23 protein-coding genes are annotated in these 24,816 nt (G+C 72.1%); 11 read left to right on the top strand and 12 right to left on the bottom strand.

The window, feature by feature from the left end; all coding sequences use genetic code 11:
• Positions 1-28: 28 nt before the first annotated feature.
• Together MB828_RS43560 and MB828_RS43565 are read right to left on the bottom strand one after the other, a co-directional pair.
• Complete coding sequence (locus MB828_RS43560; protein WP_301652980.1) at positions 29-211, bottom strand: DUF397 domain-containing protein; 183 nt, start codon at positions 209-211, stop codon at positions 29-31.
• Positions 212-221: 10 nt separating this feature from the next.
• Positions 222-1,073, bottom strand: a complete 852-nt coding sequence (locus tag MB828_RS43565) for a helix-turn-helix domain-containing protein (protein ID WP_301652981.1) — start codon at positions 1,071-1,073, stop codon at positions 222-224.
• A 200-nt stretch (positions 1,074-1,273) separates the two neighbouring features.
• On the opposite strand from MB828_RS43565, the gene MB828_RS43570 reads away from it, so the two are divergent.
• The 3 genes from MB828_RS43570 to MB828_RS43580 all read left to right on the top strand — a co-directional run bounded on the left by MB828_RS43570 (position 1,274) and on the right by MB828_RS43580 (position 2,319).
• Positions 1,274-1,714: an ATP-binding protein gene (locus MB828_RS43570; protein WP_301652982.1), complete on the top strand. Its 441-nt coding sequence runs from the start codon at positions 1,274-1,276 to the stop codon at positions 1,712-1,714.
• Between the two features lie 50 nt (positions 1,715-1,764).
• A complete protein-coding gene (locus MB828_RS43575; protein WP_301652983.1) occupies positions 1,765-2,040 on the top strand; it encodes a hypothetical protein in 276 nt (91 codons plus the stop codon).
• Between the two features lie 150 nt (positions 2,041-2,190).
• Positions 2,191-2,319: a hypothetical protein gene (locus MB828_RS43580; RefSeq protein WP_301652984.1), complete on the top strand. Its 129-nt coding sequence runs from the start codon at positions 2,191-2,193 to the stop codon at positions 2,317-2,319.
• On the opposite strand, the gene MB828_RS43585 is transcribed toward MB828_RS43580, so the two are convergent.
• Together MB828_RS43585 and MB828_RS43590 are read right to left on the bottom strand one after the other, a co-directional pair.
• Positions 2,289-2,567, bottom strand: a complete 279-nt coding sequence (locus tag MB828_RS43585; protein WP_301652985.1) for a hypothetical protein — start codon at positions 2,565-2,567, stop codon at positions 2,289-2,291. The genes MB828_RS43580 and MB828_RS43585 overlap by 31 nt on opposite strands.
• Positions 2,568-2,571: 4 nt before the next feature.
• The gene (locus MB828_RS43590; protein WP_301652986.1) at positions 2,572-3,156 is read right to left on the bottom strand and encodes a 3'-5' exonuclease; all 585 of its coding nucleotides are present in this window, start codon (positions 3,154-3,156) and stop codon (positions 2,572-2,574) included.
• Positions 3,157-3,425: 269 nt separating this feature from the next.
• On the opposite strand from MB828_RS43590, the gene thrS reads away from it, so the two are divergent.
• The gene (gene thrS, locus MB828_RS43595; protein WP_301653031.1) at positions 3,426-4,649 is read left to right on the top strand and encodes a threonine--tRNA ligase; all 1,224 of its coding nucleotides are present in this window, start codon (positions 3,426-3,428) and stop codon (positions 4,647-4,649) included.
• 46 nt (positions 4,650-4,695) lie between these two features.
• On the top strand, positions 4,696-5,316 hold the full coding sequence (locus tag MB828_RS43600; RefSeq protein WP_301652987.1) for a hypothetical protein: 621 nt from the start codon (positions 4,696-4,698) through the stop codon (positions 5,314-5,316).
• Between the two features lie 146 nt (positions 5,317-5,462).
• On the opposite strand, the gene MB828_RS43605 is transcribed toward MB828_RS43600, so the two are convergent.
• Positions 5,463-6,965, bottom strand: coding sequence for a CehA/McbA family metallohydrolase (locus tag MB828_RS43605; RefSeq protein ID WP_301652988.1), 1,503 nt, complete (start codon positions 6,963-6,965; stop codon positions 5,463-5,465).
• 154 nt (positions 6,966-7,119) lie between these two features.
• On the opposite strand from MB828_RS43605, the gene MB828_RS43610 reads away from it, so the two are divergent.
• The 3 genes from MB828_RS43610 (at position 7,120) to MB828_RS43620 (ending at position 11,501) form a co-directional block, all read left to right on the top strand.
• The gene (locus MB828_RS43610) at positions 7,120-7,965 is read left to right on the top strand and encodes an LLM class F420-dependent oxidoreductase (protein ID WP_301652989.1); all 846 of its coding nucleotides are present in this window, start codon (positions 7,120-7,122) and stop codon (positions 7,963-7,965) included.
• Positions 7,966-8,260: 295 nt separating this feature from the next.
• A complete protein-coding gene (locus MB828_RS43615; RefSeq protein ID WP_301652990.1) occupies positions 8,261-10,846 on the top strand; it encodes a bifunctional FO biosynthesis protein CofGH in 2,586 nt (861 codons plus the stop codon).
• A gap of 88 nt (positions 10,847-10,934) precedes the next feature.
• Positions 10,935-11,501 carry a hypothetical protein gene (locus tag MB828_RS43620; protein ID WP_301652991.1) on the top strand — a complete coding sequence of 189 codons (567 nt, stop codon included), beginning with the start codon at positions 10,935-10,937 and terminating at the stop codon, positions 11,499-11,501.
• Here MB828_RS43620 and MB828_RS43625 read toward each other — a convergent pair.
• The gene (locus MB828_RS43625) at positions 11,494-11,994 is read right to left on the bottom strand and encodes a DUF2165 domain-containing protein (RefSeq protein ID WP_301652992.1); all 501 of its coding nucleotides are present in this window, start codon (positions 11,992-11,994) and stop codon (positions 11,494-11,496) included. The two genes, MB828_RS43620 and MB828_RS43625, sit on opposite strands and share 8 nt — an antisense overlap.
• A gap of 268 nt (positions 11,995-12,262) precedes the next feature.
• On the opposite strand from MB828_RS43625, the gene MB828_RS43630 reads away from it, so the two are divergent.
• A complete protein-coding gene (locus tag MB828_RS43630; RefSeq protein WP_301652993.1) occupies positions 12,263-14,635 on the top strand; it encodes a tetratricopeptide repeat protein in 2,373 nt (790 codons plus the stop codon).
• A 275-nt stretch (positions 14,636-14,910) separates the two neighbouring features.
• Positions 14,911-16,029 (top strand): ADP-ribosylglycohydrolase family protein, encoded by a 1,119-nt coding sequence (locus MB828_RS43635; protein ID WP_301652994.1) that lies wholly within the window; start codon positions 14,911-14,913, stop codon positions 16,027-16,029.
• Between the two features lie 92 nt (positions 16,030-16,121).
• On the opposite strand, the gene MB828_RS43640 is transcribed toward MB828_RS43635, so the two are convergent.
• From MB828_RS43640 to MB828_RS43650, 3 genes are all read right to left on the bottom strand, one after another.
• On the bottom strand, positions 16,122-17,684 hold the full coding sequence (locus tag MB828_RS43640; RefSeq protein WP_133026556.1) for a sodium:solute symporter family protein: 1,563 nt from the start codon (positions 17,682-17,684) through the stop codon (positions 16,122-16,124).
• A gap of 218 nt (positions 17,685-17,902) precedes the next feature.
• On the bottom strand, positions 17,903-18,688 hold the full coding sequence (locus MB828_RS43645) for an SDR family oxidoreductase (protein ID WP_133026555.1): 786 nt from the start codon (positions 18,686-18,688) through the stop codon (positions 17,903-17,905).
• 155 nt (positions 18,689-18,843) lie between these two features.
• Complete coding sequence (locus MB828_RS43650; RefSeq protein ID WP_301652995.1) at positions 18,844-19,761, bottom strand: LAETG motif-containing sortase-dependent surface protein; 918 nt, start codon at positions 19,759-19,761, stop codon at positions 18,844-18,846.
• Between the two features lie 245 nt (positions 19,762-20,006).
• Here MB828_RS43650 and MB828_RS43655 point away from each other — a divergent pair, with 245 nt between their 5' ends.
• A complete protein-coding gene (locus MB828_RS43655; RefSeq protein WP_301652996.1) occupies positions 20,007-20,864 on the top strand; it encodes a hypothetical protein in 858 nt (285 codons plus the stop codon).
• 98 nt (positions 20,865-20,962) lie between these two features.
• Here MB828_RS43655 and MB828_RS43660 read toward each other — a convergent pair whose 3' ends face one another.
• From MB828_RS43660 to MB828_RS43670, 3 genes are all read right to left on the bottom strand, one after another.
• Positions 20,963-21,409: an FG-GAP repeat domain-containing protein gene (locus MB828_RS43660; protein WP_343236250.1), complete on the bottom strand. Its 447-nt coding sequence runs from the start codon at positions 21,407-21,409 to the stop codon at positions 20,963-20,965.
• Between the two features lie 14 nt (positions 21,410-21,423).
• Positions 21,424-22,389, bottom strand: a complete 966-nt coding sequence (locus MB828_RS43665; RefSeq protein WP_301652997.1) for a hypothetical protein — start codon at positions 22,387-22,389, stop codon at positions 21,424-21,426.
• A gap of 262 nt (positions 22,390-22,651) precedes the next feature.
• Positions 22,652-24,619, bottom strand: coding sequence for an MFS transporter (locus MB828_RS43670; RefSeq protein ID WP_301652998.1), 1,968 nt, complete (start codon positions 24,617-24,619; stop codon positions 22,652-22,654).
• Positions 24,620-24,816: the final 197 nt, after the last annotated feature.

Consider the following 24,816-nt stretch of genomic DNA (forward strand, 5'->3'; position numbering starts at 1 on the left):
GTCACATCCCGGCAACTGCCTGGCACCGTCACCGTCCGCCGGACGACTTCACCATGTCGAGCAGACCTCCGAAGGCCTTGGCGCCGACGGTGAGGACGCTCCGGGGCGGGTCGGCGTCGGCTATGCGGACGAGGGCGGGGCCGGCGGATATGTGGACGCAGGCGTCGCCTTCCTGGCAGTAGGACGACTTCTGCCAGCGGTGCGGGGACATGTCGGCTCCTTCACAGGTTCTGGGCGATCGAGTGGATCAGATCTCGGGACTTCGTGGTGCTGAGGGCGGTGGCTTCGACCACGTCGAGCAGGTTCCGGTACTTGTCCAGGAGGGCCTCGGCGTCGAGGAGGACCGGGCCGTGGAACTGGTCGAGTTGTGCGGTGTCGAGCTGTGGGACCGGGCCGTATAGGTAGTTGATGGACTGACCCGATCCGGGGAACGCGCCGACGTCGAAGGGGAGCACCCGGATGGTGACGTGCTCCAGCTCGCTCATGTCGAGCAGATGCCGCAACTGCGCGCGGGCCACGGTCCGACCGCCGACACGCATGTGCAGGGCGGCCTCGTGCACGGTGGTGCGGTACGGCGTCGGGTTGGCCCCGTACAGCACGCCCTGTCGTTTGACGCGGTGCGAGACGCGGTGCTCGACCTCGGGCGGGGTGGGTGCCGGGATGACGTGCCGGAAGATCTCACGCGCGTGCTCCGCGGTCTGGAGCAGGCCCGGCATGTGGGAGGTGTACGCGGTGCGTACGGCCACGGCGTGGTGTTCCAGCTCCGCCAGGTCGAGGAGCCCCGAGGGCAGAACCCCGCGGTAGGTCTCCCACCAGCCGAGCGTCCTGTCCGTCGCCAGGTCGACGAGGGCTTCCACGAACGCCTGGTCCGCGCACGAGTAGATGGAGGCCAGGGCTCTGATGCGCTCGGGACTCACGCCGAACCGGCCCGACTCCACGCTGCTGAGCTGCCCCTGGCCCGTACCCAGTTCCCGGGCCGCCTCGGTGGCCGTTATGCCCGCACGCTCGCGCATCTTGCGCAGTTCGACGGCGACCCGGAGTCGACGGGACGTCAGCGGCGGTCTTGCGGACATGTGCGCTCCTCCTGGACGTCTGTTCCGTCGTGGGTCACTCACACGGGGGAATGTCGCCCGAAGTATCCCCGTACTCCGCAAATGACATTTGCTCAGCCCTTATCGTCGTTTCAGGCGCCACTCCCGGAAGCGCACCGTGGGACGCCATGGCGGAGACACCGGGCACCTGTCCAACTCTCTTCACTGATCGGAGACTTCCCATGGCCACCGTATCCCCGTCCTGGGCGTACACCCTGCACCTTCCGCACGATCCACGCGCACCGGGTATCGCTCGGGGCACCCTGAGACTGGTCCTCGCCGCGCACGGGCTCCCGGAGCTGGCCCCGACCGCGGAGCTGGTGGCGGCGGAGCTCCTGGCCAACGCGCACTGTCATACGAAGGGGCCGTACGCGCTCCGGCTCCGCTCGGTCGACACCGGCCGCCTCCGCGTGACCGTATGGGACACGGACCCGCACGTCCCGCCCGGCTTCTCGACCGCCCCCGCCCCACCACCCCCACCCGACGCCGAGCACGGCCGCGGCCTGCCCCTGGTGCGGGCCTGCGCGGACAGGTGGGGCGCATCGGTGCTCCGTGAGCTCGGCACCTCGAAGGGCGGCAAGGTGATGTGGGCGGAGTGCGGAGCCGGGGCGGTGGCGTGGTGACCAGGGCCATACTGGGAGCTGGAGCGATGTCCGTCCCTCAGGAGCTGATCATGAGCGCACAGCCCGAGCACGGCTGGGGAGCGATGCCCCTCCCGGAGATCCGGACCGTGGACGACCTGCGCAGCGCGCTCAGCCGCTATGGCTTCCCGGGCGATCGCGAGCGCTTCGAAGCGGAGCTGGCGGCCGCCATAGGAGCTTCCCCGACCAATGACTTCGCCGGTGCCGCGGCCGTGGTCCGGGCCTACCGGCACCGGGTGTTGATCAGGAACTCGGCCAAGATCATGACCGCCCTGGAAGATGCGCGAGCCGAAGGCGGCGGCGGGTGAACGACGTCCCGTTGGAGGAGGCCGAGCCCGCGAGGAAGGCGTTCGGTGACCTGACGGAGGGGGAGCGGGAAATGGTCCGGGAGGCGCTCGCCGCCATCGCCCAGGGACCCGGCGACCGGCCGCGAGATCCCCGGGTGGCGGCCTCCGTCCGTGGAATACACGTACACCACACCCCTTGCCCGGGACTCGGCAGAGGCGATCACGGTCGTGTACACGCACACCCACGGCATGGGCGTGACCGTCGTCTACTACTTCCGTGACCCACAGGTCGTGGACTGAGTAGTTCTTCTCACCACGGCCCACAGGGTTGCCGTCCGGCCGCCGTCGCCCTCCTCGTAGCGGGTGAGGACGTCCCGCAGCGCCGCCTCGGCCTCCGGGCGGATCCCCGCCTCGTCCAGCGGATGCGGGCCCTCCCGCATCCTCCGCACCCGGTCGGGGTCGGTGAGGCCCACCGGCCTCCTCGCGATGGGCTCGACACACGCGTCGAGGAGTGCGACCCGCTCCGCGAGCTCCAGCAATTCCCCCATGGCGTCAGGCGAGGTGCGTCACCGGGGCCGGCCAGTGGCCCCGCGCGGAGAGATGAAGCACGAGGGCCGCGATGTTCCAGGCGTCGTCCTCGCCCCGGTGGTGCCGGCCTTCGAGCGGCAGCCCGGCGATCTCCAGGGCCTGGGCCATGCCGGGGCGCTTGCGCAGGCCGTACGCCTCGGTGAAGGCGGCCTTGGCGTTGGTGTGACGATGGTTGAAGGGGTAGGTCGTCCGTGTCGCCTGACACTGCCGGGTGAACTGATGGCGGTCGTAGTCGCCCCAGCTGATCCAGGGCCGGGCGCCCGCACGGTGCTCGGCCGCCAGCAGCCGGCACGCCTCGGCGAAGGTGACCCCCTGGTCGACCTCGGGCTGCGTGAGGCCGGTCAGCTCCGTGCAGAACCCGCTCACCGTGGACCGGGCGGGCCGCACCAGGATCCGGTGCCGGGCCAGCCGCTCACCCGCCGCCAGGTCGACGACGGTCAGCCCGACCTCGATGATCTCGCTGACCTCGCCGGGCGGCGGAGAACCGGCCCAGCAGGTCGCCTCGACGTCCACGACGTTGACGAGCCCCTCGGCCCAGGCACTGTCCATGCTGGGAAGCGTAGGGAGGTGCGCCCGGCCGCGGCACGTGGTTTTCGCGGCAGTTCGAGCCGGTGCGGGCCCGAAAATGAGCGGCGGATTGCCGGGGGCCGTTGCTACGGTGACCGGCATGAAGCGCGCTGCCATGACGACGACGCCGGAGAGTGTCCCGGCGCGCTGACAGATGATCTGATGCGAAGCCCCGGGGCAGGTGCCCCGGGGCTTCGTCGTAGGCCCGGTCTCCTGCTCCGCGACCAGCGAGGGAGACCGCGATGACCACCGTGCACGACCACCGCAGACTCGGCCGGGAACTCGACCTGTTCGGCACCGACCCGCTGATCGGTGCCGGACTGCCCTACTGGCTGCCCGACGGCGCAACCGTGCGGCACACCCTGGAGGAGTACATCCGCGCCGCCGAGCGGCGAGCGGGCTACCAGCACGTGTACTCGCCGGTGCTCGGCAAACGGGAGCTGTACGAGATCTCCGGACACTGGGCGCACTACAGCGACGACATGTTCCCGCCGATGGAACTCGGCGGCGAGCAGGTCGTCCTGCGGCCGAGTCTCTGTCCTCATCATGCGGTCATCTACCGTTCCCGGCCCCACAGTTACCGTGAACTTCCGCTGCGGATGGCCGAGCTCGGCGGCATGTACCGTGCCGAGCTCTCCGGGGTGCTCGGCGGGCTGACCCGCGTCCGGGCCATCCAGCTCAACGACGCGCACGTCTTCTGCACCCTGGACCAGGTCGCAGGGGAGGCGCGGGCGGCGCTGGAGATGATCCGCCGGGCGTACCGGGCGCTCGGCATCACCGCGACCCGCTACCGGCTCTCCCTTCCGGGCCCCGGCGGGAAGTACGTGGCCGCACCCGATAAGTGGCGACGGTCCACCGCCCTGCTGACCGACGTCCTCGACCGGTCCGGCCTGGCCTACGAGGCGGCCGAGGGAGAGGCCGCGTTCTACGGCCCCAAGATCGACGTCCAGGTCACCGACGCAGCCGGCCGGGAGTCCACCCTGTCCACCGTCCAGATCGACTTCCACCAGCCCGAGCAGTTCGACCTGCACTACATCGGCGCGGACGGTGCCAGACACCGCCCGGTCATGGTCCACCGCAGCATCATCGGCAGTGTGGAACGAGCCGTCGCTCATCTCGTCGAACACCATGGCGGGGCCTTCCCCGCCTGGCTCGCCCCCACCCAACTGGTGATCCTCCCGGTCTCCGACACCGAACTGCCGCACGCCGAAGCGCTCGCCCGTCGCTGCGCCGGCCTCGGGCTGCGGGCCGACGTCGCGGGCCCGGAACGCGGCAGTCTGGGCGCACGCGTCCGGGCGGCGCGCCTGGTTCCCTACCAGGCCGTCATCGGCGCCAGGGAAGCCGCTGACGATCTCGTCGCAGTGCGCCTGCGTGACGGACGCCGGCTCGGACCGTTGCCGGCCGACGACGTCCTGACCGGTATCAGCGCCCTTGTCGACGCGCACAGCGTCGACCTGTGGCACGGCGCCGGTTGATAGGGAGCGAAGACGACCAGGACAGCGCGGATGGCACGATGCCCCGGTGAGCTACTTCTCGTATCACCGCATCGGTCCTGGTGACGACCGCCCGCGGCGCCCGGAGCCCCGGCCGGTCGAGCCCGGTGAGTGGCCGAAGCTGGAGGCCGCGCTCGCCGTGGTCAACCGGGACCTGACGGCGACCGTGCCGGGGCAGGACGCGTTGGTGCTGATGGTCGACACGCGGCCGAGCCTGCCCCCGGGCGGTATCGATCGGGGGCAGGTCTACGTGGCGATGCCCGACGGCCGTTGGCAGGGCAACCAGGTGAACGCGTGGGACCCCGAGGAGGGTGACCCGCTGGAGCCGGACGACGAGGCGACGGTGCTGACGGTGGTCGCGGCGGCGGCGCAGGAGACCGTCGTGGAACTGCTCTGGCAGGTCTGGCCGGTCTGCGGCGAGCACAAGCTCGGCATGCACCCGCGTCCCGCGGGGACCGCCGACGACTGGTTTCCGGGTGCGACGGAAGCCGCCGAACCACCGGTGTGGTGGTGCCGGGGCCGCCGGGACGGCGAAGGTCACGACGTCGCCCCGGTGGGGGAGCTGGCCGGCACCCTGCCGGGAAAGCAGCGGCGCGCGCTGCGGCGCGAACTGCGGCGTACCGGGGGCGGACCGGACGGCCGTCACTGAGCGCTCCGCTTGGAGGTGCCGGGATCTGCCGTCTGCCGTCTGCCGTCTGCCGTCAGTCGAGTGCGGCGCCGTCGTGGCTGGTCGCGCAGTTCCCCGCGCCCCTTACGGTGCGCTGCCGCTGCCCCCCCCGGAATCGGGGCGATGCCTCACCGTCCCAGGAAGATCGGGTTCGTCAGGGCCGCGAGGGCGCCGGGGACCGGGCCCGCCGCTGTCTCGTGGCGGATCTCCGCGCGGACGTAGGCCGCGTACTGCGGGGTCGTCCGCCACTCCACCACGCCCGAGCCGGTCACCGGCAGCGGGTCGCTGGTCAGCAGGACGCCCTCGTCGGTGACGAGGCGGACCGTGCAGCGGGGGACGCCGGCGGCCTCCAGGCGGACGGTCACCGGGGCGTCGGGGGCGACGGCGAGGCGTTCCCCGATGCCCGCGCGCTCCCCCCGCCCGCCCGTCGCCGTGAAGCTCAGCGTCACGTTCTTCGACTCGGCGATGTAGGAGCGGCCCGCGCGCAGGCCCTCCTGGATCGCCTCGCGGCTCAGGTCGTCGGCGAGGACGACCGTCTGGGGGGAGCCGACCGCGTCCGGGTCGCGGTGCGCGTCGCTGTTGCCCATGCCGGGCAGCCACCGCCGGTTGTTCCGTACCGAGGCGACCAGGGTGGCGTCCCAGGCGGCGAGGGCCACCTCGTCGTCGGGCGTGTAGGGGCCGTTCCAGACCTCGACGGCGTCCGCGTCCCCGAACCCGAACTTCCAGGCGCAGCCCACGCAGGTGGCGTGCGGGTGTGCCGGTACGACCAGGCCGCCGGCCTTGTGGATCTGCTGGGCGAAGTGGCCGAAGCGGTTGTCCCGGGCCCGGTAGCGCCAGTCGACGAAGGTGCCCGGGTCGGTGCCGAGGGCGACCACGTGGCCGTTCCTCGTGGTGATCTCCTCGCCGAGCATGATCAGCAGGTCGTCGCCGGCCTGGTCGGCCCAGTGCGCGTGCGCCGAGTGCGTGTTGTGCTCGGAGGAGTTGATGAAGTCGAGGCCGGCGGCCCGGGCGAGGGCGGCGATCTCGGCGGGGGTGCGGCGGCCGTCGGAGTACCAGGAGTGCAGGTGGCAGTCGCCCCGGTACCAGTCCCGGCCGCGCCCCTTGGCCCGCTGCGGCGGGTAGACCGGACGGACGGGCGTGCCGGGTTCACCGTAGGTCAGGGTGATCGTCAGCTCGTACGACAGTCCTTGCGGGGCGACCGTGTAGGGGCCCAGCGCGATGTGCCAGGTGCCGGCGCCGACGGGGCCGGGGAGGTAGCCGGGCGTGGCGTCGTCGGCGCGGACGAAGAACTCCGTGCGGGCGCCCCCGGACCAGCCCCGGAAGCCCTTGCCGCCCAGCTCGGTGCCGTGCTGGTCGAAGACGCCGATGTCGAGCGCGTTGCCCGTGGTGCCGGCCGGGACGCTCGGCCTGTCGTAGGTGTAGGAGACCTTGATCTCCCGTACGCCGGGAGGGACTTCGACCGGTACGTACACGAAGTCCGGGCACCCGGCCGGCAGCGTGCCGCGTACCGTGCGGGTCTCCTGGTGCTGACCGTCCGCCGCCGCGAAGCTCACGGTTCCCAACGTAAGGGCTGCGGTGGCGCCCGTCACGATCAGCGCGCGTCTGCCGATGTCGTGCGTGTCCTCACACATGCGGCTCACTCTCCCCGGTGGACGTGAACTCCCCCGGAAGGACAGGGAATCCACAGAAGTCCTTATGTCATGTGCATAGCGGTGTGACAGGTGAGGCGGGTGATGCCGACCGGTCGGTATGGACATATCGAGCCACCCCCGGTACAGATGGGGCATGCGTATAGCCGTCACGATCTTCCTCACCGACGAGACCATCGCCCCCGTCCGGCTCGCCCGTGAGCTGGAGGCGCGCGGATTCGCCGGCCTGTACCTGCCCGAGCACACCCACATCCCGGTCGAGCGGACCACTCCGTACCCGGCGGGCGGGGAGCTGCCGCGCGAGTACGGCCGTACCCTCGACCCCTTCGTCGCCCTCGGTCAGGCCGCCGCCGTCACCGAACGCCTGGGCCTCGGCACCGGCATCACCCTGGTCGCCCAGCACGACCCGATCGACCTCGCCAAGCAGATCGCCACGCTCGACCACCTGTCCGGCGGCCGCTTCACCCTCGGCGTCGGATTCGGCTGGAACGTGGAGGAGGCCGCCGACCACGGGGTGCGGTGGGGGACCAGGCGGGAGCTGACCCGGGACCGGATGGCGCTGATGCGGGCTCTGTGGGCGGCCGAACCGACGGCGTACGAGGGCGAGTTCGGGAGCGTACGGGCGTCCTCCGCGTTCCCCAAGCCGGTGCAGAAGCCGCGCGGGCCGGTGACCGGACCGCGCACGCTGGTCGGCGGGGCCGCGGGGCCGAAACTGTTCGCGCACATCGCGGAGTACGCGGACGGGTGGATGCCGATCGGGGGGCGCGGGCTGTCGGAGTCGCTGCCGGTGCTCCGCTCGGTGTGGGCCGACGCGGGGCGGGACACGGACGCGCTCCAGGTGGTGCCGTACGCGGTGTTCCCGACGCCGGGGAAGCTGGCGTACTACGCGGAGCTGGGCGTCGAGGAGGTCGTGGTGCAGTTGCCTCCGGCGGGGGAGGCGGAGGTACTGGGGGTGCTGGACGCGTGTGCGCAGTACCTGTGAGGGGGGCGTCGTCCCGTCTGCCGGGTCGGGGTGGGGGGCGAGTGCGGGTCCGTCGTGGTTTCTCGCGCAGTTCCTCCCCCAGCCTTCGGCCGGGGGTACCGCCAGCGCCCCCCAAAGGGGCGCTCGCCGCGGCGTTTCTTCTTTCAGGACTGCGGACCCGGCAGAAAAAAGCCGGCGTCGCGATGAGCGCCCCTTCAGGGGCGCGGGGAACTGCGCGATCAGCCACAGCGCACCGGCACGCGGCAGCGCACCGCACCCCCACGGCCCCTACCGAACCCGAACGTATGCTCAAGGAATGACGACTTCCGCGACCCCCGGAACCGGCCCCACCGAGAACTCCATGCGTCGCGCCCTCAAACGCGCCCGGGACGGCGTCGCCCTCGACGTCGCCGAGGCCGCCGTGCTGCTCCAGGCGCGCGGTGAGGACCTGACCGACCTCGCCGCCTCCGCCGCCCGGGTGCGTGACGCGGGCCTGGCGGAGGCGGGCCGCCCCGGTGTCATCACGTACTCGAAGAGCGTCTTCATCCCCCTCACCCGCCTGTGCCGCGACAAGTGTCACTACTGCACGTTCGTCACCGTCCCCGGCAAGCTCCGCCGGGCCGGGCACGGCATGTTCATGTCCCCCGACGAGGTCCTCGACGTCGCCCGCAAGGGTGCGGCCCTCGGCTGCAAGGAAGCCCTGATCACCCTCGGCGACAAGCCCGAGGACCGCTGGCCCGAGGCGCGCGAATGGCTCGACGCGCACGGCTACGACGACACGATCGCCTACGTCCGCGCCATCTCCGTCCGCATCCTGGAGGAGACCGGCCTGCTGCCCCACCTCAACCCGGGCGTGCTGTCCTGGACGGACTTCCAGCGCCTGAAGCCGGTCGCCCCGTCGATGGGCATGATGCTGGAGACCACCGCGACGCGCCTCTGGTCCGAGCCCGGCGGTCCGCACCACGGCTCGCCGGACAAGGAGCCCGCCGTCCGGCTGCGGGTCCTGGAGGACGCGGGCCGCTCCTCCGTCCCCTTCACCTCCGGGATCCTGATCGGCATCGGCGAGACGTACGAGGAGCGCGCCGAGTCGCTGTTCGCGCTGCGCCGCACCGCCCGCTCGTACCACGGCATCCAGGAACTGATCATCCAGAACTTCCGCGCCAAGCCGGACACGGCGATGCGCGGCATGCCGGACGCCGAGCTGGACGAACTGGTCGCGGCCGTGGCGGTGGCCCGGCTGGTGATGGGCCCGGCCGGCAACATCCAGGCCCCGCCGAACCTGGTGGACAGCGAGTACGAGCGCCTGATCGCGGCCGGGATCGACGACTGGGGCGGGGTCTCCCCGCTCACCATCGACCACGTCAACCCCGAACGCCCCTGGCCGCAGATCGAGGAGCTGGCGGAGAAGTCCGCGGCGGCCGGGTTCGAACTGCGGGAACGTCTCTGCGTCTACCCGGAGTTCGTCCGGCGCGGCGAGCCCTGGCTGGACCCGCGGCTGCGTCCGCACGTCGCCGCCCTGGCCGACCCGGAGACGGGACTCGCGGTCCCGGACGCGGTCGTCGAGGGGCACCCGTGGCAGGAGCCGGAGGAGGTCTTCGTCGCGACCGGCCGCACCGACCTCCACACCTCGATCGACTCCGAGGGCCGTACGACCGACCGCCGCGACGACTTCGACGAGGTGTACGGCGACTGGGGCGCCCTGCGCGAGGCGGCGGCCCCCGGCATGGCACCGGAGCGCATCGACACGGACGTCCGCGAGGCCCTGGCGACCGCGGCCGACGACCCCACGCGGCTGACGGACGCCGAGGCCCTCGCCCTCTTCCACGCGGACGGCCCGGCGCTGGACGCGCTGACCCGGATCGCCGACGACGTACGGAAGTCGGCCGTCGGCGACGACGTGACGTACATCGTCACCCGCAACATCAACTTCACCAACGTCTGTTACACCGGCTGCCGGTTCTGCGCCTTCGCGCAGCGCCGCACCGACGCCGACGCGTACACGCTCTCCCTGGACCAGGTCGCCGACCGGGCGCAGCAGGCGTGGGACGTCGGCGCGGTCGAGGTCTGCATGCAGGGCGGCATCCACCCGGACCTGCCCGGCACGGCCTACTTCGACATCGCGAAGGCGGTGAAGGACCGGGTCCCCGGCATGCACGTGCACGCCTTCTCCCCCATGGAGGTGGTGAACGGCGCGACCCGTACCGGCCTGTCGATCCGCGAGTGGCTGACGGCGGCGAAGGAGGCGGGCCTGGACACCATCCCCGGCACGGCCGCCGAGATCCTCGACGACGAGGTCCGCTGGGTCCTGACCAAGGGCAAACTCCCCACCGCCACCTGGATCGAGGTCGTCAGCACGGCCCACGAGGTCGGCATCCGGTCCTCGTCCACGATGATGTACGGCCATGTCGACCAGCCCCGCCACTGGCTGGGCCACCTGCGCACCCTGGCCGGGATCCAGCAGCGGACCGGCGGCTTCACGGAGTTCGTGACGCTGCCCTTCATCCACACCAACGCCCCCGTCTACCTGGCGGGCATCTCCCGCCCGGGCCCGACCATGCGCGACAACCGGGCGGTGACGGCGATGGCCCGGCTCCTCCTGCACCCGCACATCCCGAACATCCAGACGAGCTGGGTGAAACTGGGCGCGGAGGGTGCGGCGGAGATGCTCCGCTCGGGCGCCAACGACCTGGGCGGGACGCTGATGGAGGAGACCATCTCGCGGATGGCGGGGTCGTCGTACGGCTCGTACAAGTCGGTCCGTGACCTGATCGCGGTGGCGGAGGCGGCGGGGCGTCCGGCGAAGCCGCGTACGACGCTGTACGGCGAGGTGCCCGAGGAGCGGCGGCGGGCGGCGGAGGCCTCCGACGGGCACCTGCCGGAGCTGCTGCCGGTACTGGACTGAGGGGCCGGGCCCCCGGACAGGGCCCGGTAGGATGATCCGACCTCTGTCGTCTGTACAGGGGGCCTCACAGCGGAGGAGATACGTACCCGTGGCTGCCCTACTGCCCTCCTGGGTCACGGTCACCGGTCTGACGGCGGGGGCGACGGTGGCCGTCGTCTTCCTCGCCGTACAGGCCGAGCAGGGGCCGCACCCCGCGGCCGCGGCGGCCCGCCCGTCGGCGAGCGCGTCGGCGGGCGCCCGTCCCTCCGCGTCACCGGCCCCGGCGAAGGCCCCCGACGTCCCGGCGGCCTCCGGGACCGGCCGCCGGGTCGTCTACTCGCTCGGCGGCAAGCGGGTCTGGCTGGTCGACGCGAGCGACAAGGCGACCCGCACGTTCACGGTGTGGCCGGGGACGGTGAGCCCGGACCCGGGCAGCTACACGATCTCCAAGACCCTGGCGTCCACGACCGGCTCGGACGGCGTCCAGATCGAGCACATCCTCTACTTCGCCGCGAAGTCGGGTCTGTCGATCGCCTTCTCCAACGCGGTCGACGGCTCGTCCCCGCCGCCGGCCGCGGGCAAGCAGACCAGCGGCATCCGCATGCCGAAGGCCGACGGCACGGCCCTGTGGACGTTCGGCACCGAGCCGGACACCAAGGTGACGGTGGTCAAGTAGCCGACGAGCGGTCCGGCAACTGGACGACGATCAGGGCGAGTCCGGTGAGGACCAGCACCCGGGTCGCGGCGTCCAGGCCGTTCCAGGTCTTCGACTGCCACATCGCAAACCATTCGCCGCCGATCCCGATGAACCCGGCGCCGAAGAGCAGCACGAGCATCAGCAGGCCGTAGGTGGACAGCCGGCGCGCCCGTGCGTCGTCGCGCCGGAACCACAGCACGGTCCCGGCGATCAGCACGAGCGCCGCCAGCGTCTCCCACACGATGACGGCGACGTAGGCCGCGTTCTCGAGACCCTTGTCCGTGACGGCCCGCCACATCAGGTCGTCGTCCTTGAACGTCGTGTCCATGGCCAGCACATGCTGGACGAACGCCTGGTTGGTGCCGAAGTCGGTGATGTTCCCGAAGGCGACGAGGGCGATGTAGAGGGCGACCGTGCCGGTGAGCACGGCCGCGGCGAGTGAGAGCGCACGGGGCGCGTGGGGGGTGGACATGTCATCGTCCTTCCCCGGCACGGCCGTTCACACCCCCGGCCCGGCGGGTGCCGGGCGCCCCGACGTCGCGCCGAGGCGGCGAACCGCTCGCACACGGGCACCTTGGACGAGGATGCGCGCGCAGTGCGAAGTGCGAAGGGGGCCCGTGGACACGGCGAGTGACGTGCGAGGGTGGGGAGGCGGTGTCTGCATGCGTGCCGCATGTCGGGTGGAGTCCGCGAACGGACCGGCTACGGGGGTGCTGTTGATGGGGTCGAGGCGGCCGTCGATGCAGGAGTTGATCGGGCGGCGGCGGAGGGCGGGCTTCGTCGGGCGGGTCGAGGAGCGGGCGGCGTTCCGGCGGAACCTCGGGTTCGCGCCCGAGGACGAGCGGCATCGCTTCCTCTTCCATGTGCACGGTGACGCCGGTGTCGGGAAGACCCGTCTGGTGCGGGAGCTGGAGCAGATCGCCCGGGAGGCCGGGGCGCTGACCGCGTACGTCGACGAGGGCGTGGCCGGCGTGCCCGAGGCGCTGGCGATGATGGTCCGTCAGTTCGAGGCGCAGGGACGGCGGTTCAAGGAGCTGGAGCGGCTGCTGGCCGCACACCGGGAGCGCCGGCACGAGGCCGAGGCCGCGCTGGCGGTGGGCGGCCCGGAGGACCGGGAGGGGCCGTCGACGGGGAGCCTGACCGTGGCACGGGCGGCACAGGTGGGGCTGGGCATGGTGCCGGTGGCCGGTGCCTTCGCCGTCGCCCTGGACACCGACCGCCTCGCCGAGGGCGCCGACCGGCTCCGGGCCCGTTTCCGCAGCCGGGAGGACGCCCAGCTGGTGCTGTCCCCGGAGCGGGTGCTGACCCCGGTGCTGCTGGACGAGCTGGCCGCGGCGGCCGACACCGTCCCCTGGATCGTCCTCCTCCTCGACACCTACGAGCGCACCGGCCCGTTCCTCGACCCCTGGCTGCACGACGTGATGACCACCGACCGGTACGGCGCCCTCCCCGCCAACGTCGTCGTGGTCACCTCCGGCCAGCACCCGTTCGACACGGCCCGCTGGGGCAGCTTCGCCGACTTCAGGACCGACCTGCCGCTCGGCCCGTTCACGGAGGCGGAGGCCCGCGGGCTGCTCGCGGACAAGGGGGTGCGGGACGAGCCGGTGGTCGCCGAGGTGCTCCGGCTCACCGGCGGCCTGCCCGTGCTCGTCACCGCCCTGGCCGAACAGCACCCCACCGACCCGGACGACGTGGGCGACCCCAGCGCCACCGCCGTCGAACGCTTCCTGAAGTGGGAGCCCGATCCGGCCCGCCGGTCGGTGGCGCTCGCCTGCGCGCTGCCCCGGCGCCTCGACCTGGACGTCTTCCGTACGGTCGTGGACTGCCCGGACGAGGACGCCGACGCGCTCTTCGGCTGGCTGCGCGGCCTGCCGTTCGTCACCGAGCGCCGGGACCGGCTCACCTATCACGACCTGGTCCGTGACGCGATGCTCCGGCTGCGCCGCCGGCACTCGCCACGCGGCTGGACACGGGAGCACGAGAGGCTCGCGGAGGCCTACGGCGGCTGGCGCGAGGAGACCGCGAACGGCCTGCGCCCCGGCACGGAATGGGACCACGAGCCGTGGCGCGAACTCCTGCTGGAGGAGACGTACCACCGGTTGTGCGCCCGGCCGGGGACCGCGCTGCCGGAAGCGCTGAACACCCTCCTGCCGGCCTGCGCGGCGGATCCGGCGGCCGGCCGCCGCTGGGCGGTCACGGTCGCGGAGGCGGGCGTCGCCGCCGAGGCCCCGGTGGTGCGGGACTGGGGCCGCCGCCTGAGCCAGGCTCTCACCGACGGGATGACCGAGGCCATGGACCTGCTCCTCGCCTGGCCGGGCCTGGACGGCGCAGGCCGGGCGCTGGCCCACGTCGTCCGGGGCCGGGAACTCCGCAACGCCGGGGAGTTCGGCCGCGCCCTGGCCGAGTACGACCTGGCGATCGCACGGGACCCGGAGCGGGCCACGGCGTACTACGGCCGTGGCCTGTGCCGTCGGGCGCTGCGCGACCTCGACGGTGCCCTCGCCGACCTGGACCGTGCGGACGAACTCGCGCCCGACACCGCGCTGTTCGTCGCGGCCCGGGGCGAGACCCACCGGCTGGCGGGCCGGTTCACCGAGGCGCTGGCCGACTTCGGCCGGGCCGTCGCCCTGGACCCGTCCGACCCGCACGCCCTGGCCGGCCGGGGCGTGTGCCGGCACGCGCTGGAGCAGTACGACGGGGCCCTCGGCGACTTCGACCGCGCGCTGGGCCTCGCCCCGGGGCACCTGTGGGCGCGGGTGCGCAGAGCACGGCTGCGCGGGGCCCGGGGTGAGTGGGCCGCGGCCTTCGCCGACCTCGACGAGGCGGTCCGGCGCGCGCCCGACTCGCCCTGGATCGCCTCCGAGCGGGGTGACGCCTACCGGCGCGCGGGCCGCTTCGCGGACGCGGTCACCGAACTCACCCGGGCCGCCGCCCTGCTGCCCGACTACCCCTCCGCGCTCGCCGGCCGCGGCGCGGCCCTGCACGAACTGGGCCGCGGCGCGGAGGCCCTGGCCGACCTGGACCGGGCCATCGGCCTGGACCCGGACTTCACCTGGGCGAAGGAGACCCGCGACCGGGTCCGCCGCGACCTGGCCGGCACCGGCACGGACTGACACGCCCCGGACTGACACGCCCCGGACACGGGTCCGGCGCCGGAGCATCGGTCGGCACCGGCGCGGAGGAGCACCGGTCGGCGCCGGAGCACCGTCCGGCGCCGGAGCACCGTCCGGCGCCGGAGCACCCGTCCAGGCCCGGTCGGAATCCGGTCGCCCGGGAGCACACAACCCACACTCCGCATACTCGACCGGGCCCTGAACGGACCGTTCCCGGTCGATTACAGTGCTGTGCGCTCGTATGTACGGACGGTGCCCGTGAGGAGGTCATGGTGGTGAGTGTGACGTCGGGTGCCGTCTGGGGGCGTGTGGAGCAGCAGGACTTCCGGAGCCGGGTGCGGGGCACGTTGCTGGGGGCCGCCGTCGGGGACGCGCTGGGCGGGCCGGTGGACGGGCTGACCCTGGAGGAGATCCAGGCCGCCTACGGGCCCGAGGGGCTGGTCGATCTCGGGTTCGGGCACGGGCGGCGCGGGACCGTCACGCACCACACGCAGCTCAGCCTCTTCACCGTGGACGGGTTGATAAGAGCCCAGGTGCGAAGGGACACGGGCGCCTGGCATCCGCCGACCGACCTGCACCGGGCGTATCTGCGGTGGGCGGCCACCCAGCGGGACTGGGGGCCCGACGAGCGGCGCAAGGACGACGGGTGGCTGGCCCGGGAGGAGTGGCTGTACGCCCGGCGGGATCCCACGCGGTCGCTGCTGCTGGGGCTCGGGGACGAGCGGATGGGGACGCTGGAGGCGCCCAAGAACCCGGAGGACATGGGGCCGGAGGCGGTCGCCAGGTCGGCGCCGTTCGGGCTGCTGGTGGGGTGGGAGCCGCAGCTCGTCGTACAGCTCGCGGTGGAGTGCGCGGCGCAGACCCACGGACATCCGACGGCCTGCCTGTCGGCGGGCGCGTACGCGGTGATCGTGCACGCGCTGGCGAGGGGTGACTCGCTCGACGGGGCCGTGCAGCGGGCTCTCGCCCTGCTCGCGGCCCGGCCGGGGCACCAGCCCGTGTCGGACGCGTTGCAGCACGCGCTGGGTGCCGTACGGCAGGGGATGCCGTCCCCGGCGCGGGTCGAGGAGCTGACCGGCGACGGGGCGGCCGACGGGACGCTCGCGGCGGCCGTGTACTGCGCGCTCGTCGGCGAGGACGTACGGCACGGCCTGTGCCTCGCCGTCAACCAGGCCGGGCCCTCCGCGGTCGCCGGTGCCCTCACCGGCGGCCTCCTCGGCGCCCTGCACGGCGAGACGGCCCTCCCGCCGGCCTGGATCGCCGAGCTGGAGGGCCGTCAGACGATGCTGGAGCTGGCCGACGACTTCGCGATGGAGATGACCCAGGGGCCGGCCCTGCACAGCCCGGCGGGCGCGGCTCCGGGGTGGCTGGCCAGATATCCGCGAGGTACCTGAGCACCAGCACCCCGAAAGGGGCGCGGGGAACCGCGCGCCGGGCCCCCCGCCGGCCGTCAGCCGAGCCACGACCCGCGCCCCCCGGGGCTTCCCTACTGCGCCGGCACCCCTTCCCCGGCACCCGCCCCCGCGGGCACCGCGGCCGCCGTCGCGCCGTCGCCGTCCGTGTTGACGGTCTCGATGATCGCCAGGCGTTCCGGGGTGTCCTCCGGCTTCAGGTAGCCGATCAGGACGTACAGCACCAGGGAGACGGCCAGCGGGACCGAGACCTGGTACTGGAGCGGGACCCCGCCGTCGACGTTCCAGTTGATCGGGTAGTTGACGAGCCAGAAGGCCAGCAGGCCCGCCGCCCAGCTGGTGAGCGCGGCCGTCGGTCCTGAGCGGCGGAACGGGCGGAGCAGGCCCAGCATCATCGGGATCGCGATCGGGCCCATCAGACCGGCCACCCACTTGATGACGACGGTGATGATGTCCTTGAACGTGGGGCTGTTGACCTGGGTCGCCACCGCCATGGACAGGCCGAGGAAGACGACGGTCGTGACGCGGGCCGCGATCAGGCCCGAGCGCTCGCTCCAGGCACGGGCCCGCTGCGAGAAGACCGGCGCCACGTCACGGGTGAAGACGGCGGCGATGGCGTTGGCGTCGGAGGAGCACATCGCCATCGTGTGGGAGAAGAACCCGACGACGACCAGGCCCAGCAGGCCGTGCGGAAGGAGCTGTTCGGTCATCAGGCCGTAGGAGTCGGAGCCGTCCGGCTTCGCCGCGTGGACCAGCAGCGGGGACATCCACATCGGGAAGAAGAGGACGACCGGCCAGACCAGCCAGAGGGCGGCGGACAGCCGGGCGGAGCGTTCGGCCTCGCGCGGGCTGCCCGTGGCCATGTACCGCTGGGCCTGGTTGAGCATGCCGCCGTTGTACTCGAAGAGCTTGATGAAGAGGAACGCCAGCAGGAACACCGTGCCGTAGGGGCCGACCAGCGGCTTGCCGTGGCCGTGCAGGGCCGGCTGGTCGAAGGCGTCGAAGATGCCGATGCCCTTGTCGTTGAGCTTGAGGACGACGGCGACGAACATCGAGATGCCGGCCAGCAACTGGATGACGAACTGGCCCAGTTCGGTCAGCGCGTCCGCCCACAGGCCGCCGATCGTGCAGTAGATCGCGGTGATCGCACCGGTGATGAGGATGCCCTGGTTCAGGGACACGCCGGTGAACACCGACAACAGGGTGGCGATCGCCGCCCACTTGGCGCCCACGTCCACGATCTTCAGCAGCATGCCGGACCAGGCCAGGGCCTGCTGCGTGGAGAGGTTGTACCGGTTCTTCAGGTACTCCAGCGGGGACGCCACGTGGAGGCGGGAGCGGAGCCGGTTGACGCGCGGGGCGAAGAGTTTCGAACCGATCGCGATGCCGAGCGCGATCGGGAAGGACCAGGTGACGAACGACGTCACGCCGTAGGTGTAGGCGATGCCCGCGTAGCCGGTGAACATCACCGCGCTGTAGCCCGACATGTGGTGCGAGATGCCGGACAGCCACCAGGGCATCTTCCCGCCGGCCGTGAAGAAGTCGCTGACGTTGTCCACCCGCTTGTGCGACCAGACGCCGATCGCGACCATCACGCCGAAGTAGCCGATGAGCACGGCCCAGTCGAGCCCGTTCATGCGCCCCCCTTCCAGGGTCCGCCTTGTGAACTCCGCTCAGCTGGCTGGCACTTCGCATGAGCGGAGCGGGGACGGGGAAGGCCGCGAAGTGCCCGCTCATCGTGGGTTCGTTTGCGAGGGCACGACAAGCGGGCGTAGGGTCAAGGGAAAGTAAAATCGTTCGGCTTACTGACCTTGATTCATATCCATGAACGAGTGCAATGGCCGAAACCAGTGCCTCAGCGCATCAGCTCCCCCGCGTTGACCAGCAGCGACTGGCCCGTGATGGCCCGCGCCCGGTCCGAGGCCAGGAACACCGCCGCGTCCGCGACGTCCCCGTCCGTCGCCAGCTCCGGCAGCGCCATCCGCTCGGTCAGCCGCCCCAGCACCTCGTCCTCCGGCACCCCCTCGGTGTGCGCCGTGAACTGCACGTACGCCTGCACCGGCGGCCCCCACATCCAGCCCGGCAGCACCGTGTTGACCCGGATCCGGTACGGCCCCAGCTCCCGCGCGAGCGAGTACATCGCGCTGGTCAGCGCCCCCTTGGAGGCGGCGTACGCGGCCTGCCTGACCTGCGAGGGCGCGGCCACCGCCGACTGCGTGCCGACGAACACGACCGACCCACCCCCCTCCTTGAGCCCCGGCAGGCAGGCCCGGGTCATCCGCAGGCTCCCCAGCAGGTTCACGTCGATGACCGAGGCCCAGGTCGCGAAGTCCGCGTCCTCGACCCCGCCGAAGTAGGAGTCCCAGGCGGCGACATGGACCACCGCGTCGATCCCGCCGAACCGCTCCCGCGCCAGCGCGGCCAGCGCCCCGCACTGCTCCTCGTCGGTGATGTCGGTGGCCCGGTAGGCGGTCCTGGTGCCCTCCGGGTCGATCCCGGCCGCGCTCTTCGCGAGGTTCGCCCCGGTCCGCGCGCCGAGCACCGCGTTCCCGCCGTCCCGCACGACGGCCGCCGCGACCTGGTGCCCGAGCCCGGCGCCGACCCCCGAGACGACGACCGTCTTGCCCGCGAGCAGTGACATCGATGACCTCCGGTTCATCCACCTGTTTCTGACGGACCGTCAGGGTAGGGGCGGCGGCGGGAGGGCGGAAGGGGGCCGGGGCGGCGGGGCCGCAACGGCGACGGCTCCGCCCTGGGGGCGGAGCCGTCGGATGTGCGGTCGGCCTCGGGAGAGGCTCAGGACTTGCGGGCCCTGCGGGTGGCGAAGAGCGTGCCGGCGCCGAGCGCGATCACCAGGGCGGCGCCGCCGGCGATCAGGGGCGTCGAGGAACTGGCGCCGGTCTCGGCCAGCGGCGGGGTGCTGGTGCTGGGGGAGGGTGCCGGGGTGGTGGGCGGCGGCGTCTTCATCGGGGGCACGTGGGACGTGGTGGGCGGGGTGGAGGAGGAGGCCGGCGGGGTGGAGGACGCGGGGGTGGAGGGCGTCGGGGTGGCCGGTGCGGAGGTCTCCGGGGCGGGCGGCTGGCTGGCCGGTGTCGACGCCGAGGGCGTGGGGGACTCCGGCTGGTCGGGGGTGCACGCCTTGTCGCCGCCGTTCCAGGCGGCTATGAGGTGGTAGGGGGTGACGACGTTGCCGGGCTCGTAGGGTGCGGGGCCGTGGCCGTCCCCCGACTTGCCGTCGTAGACGACGTCGTCGCCGTACAGGTCGATTTGCCCGAAGCAGTCGGGGCTCTTCACGGCCAGCTTCTGCCAGGTCCGCTTGGCGTCGTCGCCGCCCGCGACGTCGTCGGCGGTGAGGTACACCGTGGCGTGGTCGACGAGCGTCTGGTGGCCGGAGGTGTACCAGTTGGAGCCCTCGGTGGTGTATTCGGCCAGCGACACCGGGTACGTGCAGCCGGCGCCGACGTCCTGCCCGGGGGCGAGACGCACCTCGACCGTGCCGGGGACGGAGTCCCACTGGTGGAAACCGCCCTGGGAGGTCCAGTCGGCGCCGACCGGGTTTCCGTCGGCGTCGACGATGCGGTACTGCACGGTGGCCGTCCGGCAGTCACTCGCGGTGGTGGCACTCGCGGTCGTGGCCCCGGCGAGGGGCGCGGTGGCGAGGAAGGCCGTCGCGGCGAGGGTGGCCGACGTTCTGGAGCGGGAGAAGCGCGTCACGGTGTGCCCTTGCGGAAACTAGGTGTGGGAGGTGGTCGTGCGTGAGGGGTGTGCACAGGCCAACGGAAGACGGCGTGGCTCAACCTCGCGTCACTGCACTCGCTCTGGTCACAGCGAGGTGATCCGCATTCTCGCCAGCGCCGACAACGCGCGTCAATTTCTTGCCAGTTAAACAATGTCTTCACAACCTCGACCGGCCCGGCCGCTCTCTCGCAATCTGACGCGCAGTCAGCTAGACCGGATCCATGACGGACGACGCGACGCACGCAGAGGAAACCCGCAGCCGCACCTATGCGGAACTGGCAGCCGTCGGCCCCTACGGAGCCGACCTCGGACACGCCTTGATCACCATGGTCGAGCCGCACCCGGGCCACGAACGCCAGTACAACCGCTGGTACGAAGACGACCACTTCATCGCCGGCGCGATGGCCATGCCGTGGATGTACGCGGGCCGGCGCTGGGTCGCCACCCGGGACCTCCAGCTCCTGCGCTACCCCGAGAAGTCCGCTGTCGCGCAGCCTGTGACGGCGGGGTGCTACATCTCCGTCTACTGGATGACCGCCGGCCGCTACGACGACCACATGCGGTGGACCGTCAGCATCAACAAGCGTCTCAACCGTGACCACCGGGTTTTCCAGGACCGTACACACGTCTTCACCGCCTTCCAGGACCACGTCCTGACCGTCTACCGCGACGGCGGGCAGGGTCCCCGTGACATCCACGCCCTGGACCACCCCTACGCCGGGCTCGTCGTCCAGGTCATCGACGCCAACTCCCCCGGCGAACGCGGTGACCTGCTCGCGTGGCTGCGCGACGACCATCTTCCGGAACGGCTGGAGGGCTCGCCCGCGGCCCTGGTGACCGTCTTCGCGCCGACGCCGCTGCCCCTGGACCGGATGACCTACGTCAAGCAGGTCGACGGGGTGGGAACCCGGTTGACCCTGCTGTGGTTCCTTCAGGACGATCCCCGCGAGCACTGGCACGAGCGCTTCACCGGTCTGGACACGGCGGTCGCGGCCTCCGGGCTGGGCGACGTGCAATTCGTCGCACCGTTCATACCAACGGTTCCCGGTACGGACCGTTACGTGGACGAGCTGCGGTGAGCCGGAACCGGCAAGCCTGGTTCGGTGCCTCTCCGGGCGGCCACCGCACGGCTTCACGGTGGTCGCCCGGGATTCGACGGGTCTCGGCCCAAGTCCGCTCAGAACACGCCCTTGTACCCCTGCCACCCGGTCGCGATCTTTGTACGGGCCCCGAACGACCCCTTGCCGTTGCCGGTGTTGCGCCACACCGCGCCCGAGGTGTCCCGGGAGATGATGTCCGCTCTGGCGTCGCCGGTGATGTCGCCGACGCCGACGACGACGTTGTACGACGAGCCCCAGTTCGTGGCGACCTTCACCCGCGCCTTGAAGCCGCCGGTGCCGTTCCCGTCGTACCGCCACAAGGTGTTCGACCTGTCCTGGGCCAGCAGGTCCCCGCGGCCGTCGCCGTTGAAGTCGCCGACGCCGACGATCTTCTTGTAGGTCTTCCAGTTGTCGTAGAGCTTCACCCGCGCCGACAGTTTGCCCGCGCTCGTGCCCTTGTAGAGGTACACGGCGCCGGTGGAGCTGTTGCGGGCGATGAGGTCGGGCCGCCCGTCGCCGTTCACGTCTCCCGGCGAGGTCAGGACGTCGTGACCAGGGAGGGGTTCGCGTGCCGCAGCAGGGTGATGGGGTCGCCGCCGCTCAGGGGCAGGGCCGTCAGCGGCTCGCCGGACTTGTCGGCCCAGTCCTGCGGGCTCGTCGGCACGGAACGGGCCACCACCAGCCAGTTCCCGGCGATGCCCACGGACGGGGTGCCCTCCGCGCCGGGCAGCTTCAGCGCCGTTGCGGGGGCGGAGAGATCGGCGCGGTCCAGGACGTGGGCGGACCAGAGGCCGGACCACCAGACCAGCCGGTCAGCGCTCAGCGCGACGCCGGTCGGCACGGCGTTCACGGCCACGTCGCCGGTGACCTTCGCGCCGGCCAGGTCGACCAGCACCAGGTGCTGCACGCCGCTGGGCTGCGCGTAGTCGAGGACGGCGGTGGTGCTGTCACCGCCCAGGACGGTGAAGTTGGTGGTGACGCCGGTCGGCCATCCCTCGACGGGGGTGCCGCCGGCGGGCTCGCCCGCGCCGTAGAGCCACGGTGTGCGGTTGCCGGCGGTGTCACGGGCCTGGGTCAGCACGTGGGTGCCGAAGGTGGCCTGGTATGCGCCGTGGGTGAGGGCGACGTCCGTGCTGGTACCGGCCGCCATGTCTTTGAGGACGACCTTCTCGGTGGGGGAGACGACCTCGGCGACGACGTCGGACGACGAGCCCAGGTATCCGGGGATCTCCAGGAAGGGCAGGTCGCCCAGTCCGGTCGTCGCGCCAGTGGCGTACGACGTCCACAGGTAGCCGGAACGGCCCTCCTGGGCATGCAGATAGCCACTGGGCCCCGCACTGCGGATCCGGTCCGCGCGCGGGGCGTAACGGTTGGACTGGAAGACCTTCTCCGCCGCGAGGGCCGTGCCGGCGGAGGCGGTGGCCGCGCCGGTGATCCCTCCGGCAGTCGCGGCGAGGACCGCCAGTGCGGCTATGACCCCGCGGACAGTGGTACGTCTGGCCAACGTCGGCTCCCAGGCCTGTGGTCGTGACAAAGGCAGAGCATGACGGGACGACGACGGCCCAACAGGCGCACGTCACATGAACGGTGGAATGTCTTCCCGGTCCCCCGGCCGTCCCCCCGAGCACAGCCGCATGAGGCTAACACCTGCCTGTGCGGGCGTGCCGTTCGTCCCGACGGTCCTGGGGACGGACCGGTACGTGAACGGACTCAGGTCACCGCGGCAGCCGGGAGCGAAGCGGGTCGTGCGTCGCTCCCGGCGGCGGTCACTTCAGCTCGTCGGGGCAGGGCGTGCCGCGCGGCAGCTGGTACGGCGCCGCCAGCCGGTAGGTGCCCGCCTTCGGCGCCAGCAGCATCGTCCACCGGTCGCCCTTGGCGTCCTCCGGTGTCTCCGCGAGGCAGCCGTTGACGTTGACGTACGTCTTCGGCTCGCCGTCGGCCCGGTGCTTGGACGCCTGGGTCTCCTGCGGGGCCTTCAGGCTCTTGCCCTCGGCGTCGACGATGCTGAGCCACGGCGAGTACGGGATCCGGATCAGGATCCGGCCCGCCTTGCGCACCTCGATGGTCAGCTCGCCCTGCTCGGCGCTGTCCACCGAGGCGTTGGGCTCCGCGAGCGGCACCGGGTCGGTGACCCGGAACAGTTGCCAGTTCGCGTCGCCCCAGATCTGCTTCAGGTACGGCATCCCGCGCTGCACCAGGGCCCGTTCCCGTTCGCCGCCGTCGCCGTCGGGCTCGTCCTTGGGCAGCACCACGAAGTGGACGGCCCACCGCTGGAGCCACTCGTGGTAGTTCGCGGAGTTGAGGGTGTCGTCGTAGAAGAGCGGGTTGCGCTCCATGTCGGCCTGCCGGTTCCAGCCGCGGGCCAGGTTGACGTACGGCGCGAGCGCGGACGCCTCCCGGTGCGAGCGGGCCGGGATCACCTCGACGCGGCCCTTCTCGGCGCCGACCTGCTGGAGCTGGTGGACGAGCGGGGCCAGCTCGCGGGCCCAGGACGCGGCCGGGGTGGTGTGGAGGATGTCGTCGACCGACTTGAAGCCGATCCAGCCGACGAAACCCAGGAAGGCGAGGACCGTGACGTAGTACTTGCGCGAGCGCGGCACCGTGTACGGCAGCGCGGCGATCAGCGTCGCGCCGGCGAACATCATCGGCAGCCGCGAGATGTTCGAACCGATCTGCGAGCTGACCAGCCACACCAGCACCACGCTGAGGCTGTACACGGCGGCCGTCAGCCGGACCGTCTTCCACTCCCTGGGGACGAGGAACAGGCACAGCAGACCGTAGGCGAGGGGCATGACCACCGAACCGATGGTCATGGGCTGGGTGCCGGAGAACGGGAACAGCCAGGCGGAGACGGCGACCACGGCGGCCGGCGCCAGCCCGAGCGCCCAGGCGCCCGGCCGCCGCTTCTGCAGGAACAGGGCGACCGCCACCAGGCCCACGAAGAGACCGGCGACCGGCGACGACATGGTGGCGAGCGCCGCCAGCGGCGCCGCGACCAGCGCCTTCGCCCACCGTTTGAAACGCCAGCGGTGCGGCCAGCAGAACACCGCCCCGACCGACGCCAGCGCGAACATCGTGCCGAGCCCGAAGGTGACCCGTCCGGAGACCGCGTTGCAGATCAGCGCGAAGACCCCGGCGAGCGCGGCCCACAGCGGGTTCCGCACGGCCCGGCTGCGGATCAGCAGCAGGGTCAGCAGACCGGCCGAGACGGTGCCGGCGATCATCATCGTCGTCCGGACCCCGAGCACCGACATCAGGTACGGCGACACCACGCTGTACGACACCGGGTGCATACCGCCGTACCAGGCGAGGTTGTACGCCGAGTCCGGGTGCCGGCCGACGAACTCGGCCCACGCGTCCTGCGCCGCCAGGTCCCCGCCGCTGTTCGCGAACGTGAAGAACCAGATGACGTGCAGGATCCCGGCGAGGACGGTGACCGAGAGCACCGGGTGGCGCAGCAGCCGCCGGCGCAGGGGCTCGGCGGCCGTCAGCAGCCGCGCGGCGGCCGTCAGCAGCCGCGCGACGCGACTGTCACTGCCCGGACCGGCTGCGCGACTGTCACTTCCCGGGCCTGCCGTGCGACTGTCACTTCCCGGGCCTGCCGTGCGACTGTCACTTTCCGTGCCGGCCGGGTCGGCCGCGACGCCCGGGGCCGCGGACGGCAGGGCTATTCGCGGGCCGGCTACCGGGCCCGGATCGGCGTCGTCGGCGCGTGTCGGCTCCGCTGTGGCCACCTGAAGGCACTCCCCGTGTCCCGTCTTCTGTTCTCGGCCGCGTTCCACGGTGTTACCGGCCGCTTCCCGTCCAGTTCGCGGCCGTGTCCCGGCGACCGGCGACCTGCCCCGATTCGTGACGCTAGCACGCACCCCGCCACGGGGCCCTGGGGTGGGCCGCCATCGGCGGGGTGCGGTGACGGTATGTGCGTTATGGG

Source organism: Streptomyces arenae, assembly GCF_022343545.1.
In the GTDB taxonomy this organism is placed as follows: Bacteria; Actinomycetota; Actinomycetes; order Streptomycetales; family Streptomycetaceae; genus Streptomyces; species Streptomyces humi.

Excerpts from the sequence above, each read along its gene's own strand:
- MB828_RS43575 (WP_301652983.1), top strand. The coding sequence starts at position 1,765 with ATGAGCGCACAGCCCGAGCACGGCTGGGGAGCGATGCCCCTCCCGGAG.
- MB828_RS43585 (WP_301652985.1), bottom strand. The coding sequence starts at position 2,567 with ATGGGGGAATTGCTGGAGCTCGCGGAGCGGGTCGCACTCCTCGACGCG.
- MB828_RS43645 (WP_133026555.1), bottom strand. The coding sequence starts at position 18,688 with ATGTCACTGCTCGCGGGCAAGACGGTCGTCGTCTCGGGGGTCGGCGCC.
- MB828_RS43630 (WP_301652993.1), top strand. The coding sequence starts at position 12,263 with ATGCAGGAGTTGATCGGGCGGCGGCGGAGGGCGGGCTTCGTCGGGCGG.
- MB828_RS43560 (WP_301652980.1), bottom strand. The coding sequence starts at position 211 with ATGTCCCCGCACCGCTGGCAGAAGTCGTCCTACTGCCAGGAAGGCGAC.
- MB828_RS43590 (WP_301652986.1), bottom strand. The coding sequence starts at position 3,156 with ATGGACAGTGCCTGGGCCGAGGGGCTCGTCAACGTCGTGGACGTCGAG.
- MB828_RS43625 (WP_301652992.1), bottom strand. The coding sequence starts at position 11,994 with ATGTCCACCCCCCACGCGCCCCGTGCGCTCTCACTCGCCGCGGCCGTG.
- MB828_RS43565 (WP_301652981.1), bottom strand. The coding sequence starts at position 1,073 with ATGTCCGCAAGACCGCCGCTGACGTCCCGTCGACTCCGGGTCGCCGTC.
- MB828_RS43615 (WP_301652990.1), top strand. The coding sequence starts at position 8,261 with ATGACGACTTCCGCGACCCCCGGAACCGGCCCCACCGAGAACTCCATG.
- MB828_RS43605 (WP_301652988.1), bottom strand. The coding sequence starts at position 6,965 with ATGTGTGAGGACACGCACGACATCGGCAGACGCGCGCTGATCGTGACG.
- MB828_RS43610 (WP_301652989.1), top strand. The coding sequence starts at position 7,120 with ATGCGTATAGCCGTCACGATCTTCCTCACCGACGAGACCATCGCCCCC.
- MB828_RS43640 (WP_133026556.1), bottom strand. The coding sequence starts at position 17,684 with ATGAACGGGCTCGACTGGGCCGTGCTCATCGGCTACTTCGGCGTGATG.
- MB828_RS43570 (WP_301652982.1), top strand. The coding sequence starts at position 1,274 with ATGGCCACCGTATCCCCGTCCTGGGCGTACACCCTGCACCTTCCGCAC.
- MB828_RS43655 (WP_301652996.1), top strand. The coding sequence starts at position 20,007 with ATGACGGACGACGCGACGCACGCAGAGGAAACCCGCAGCCGCACCTAT.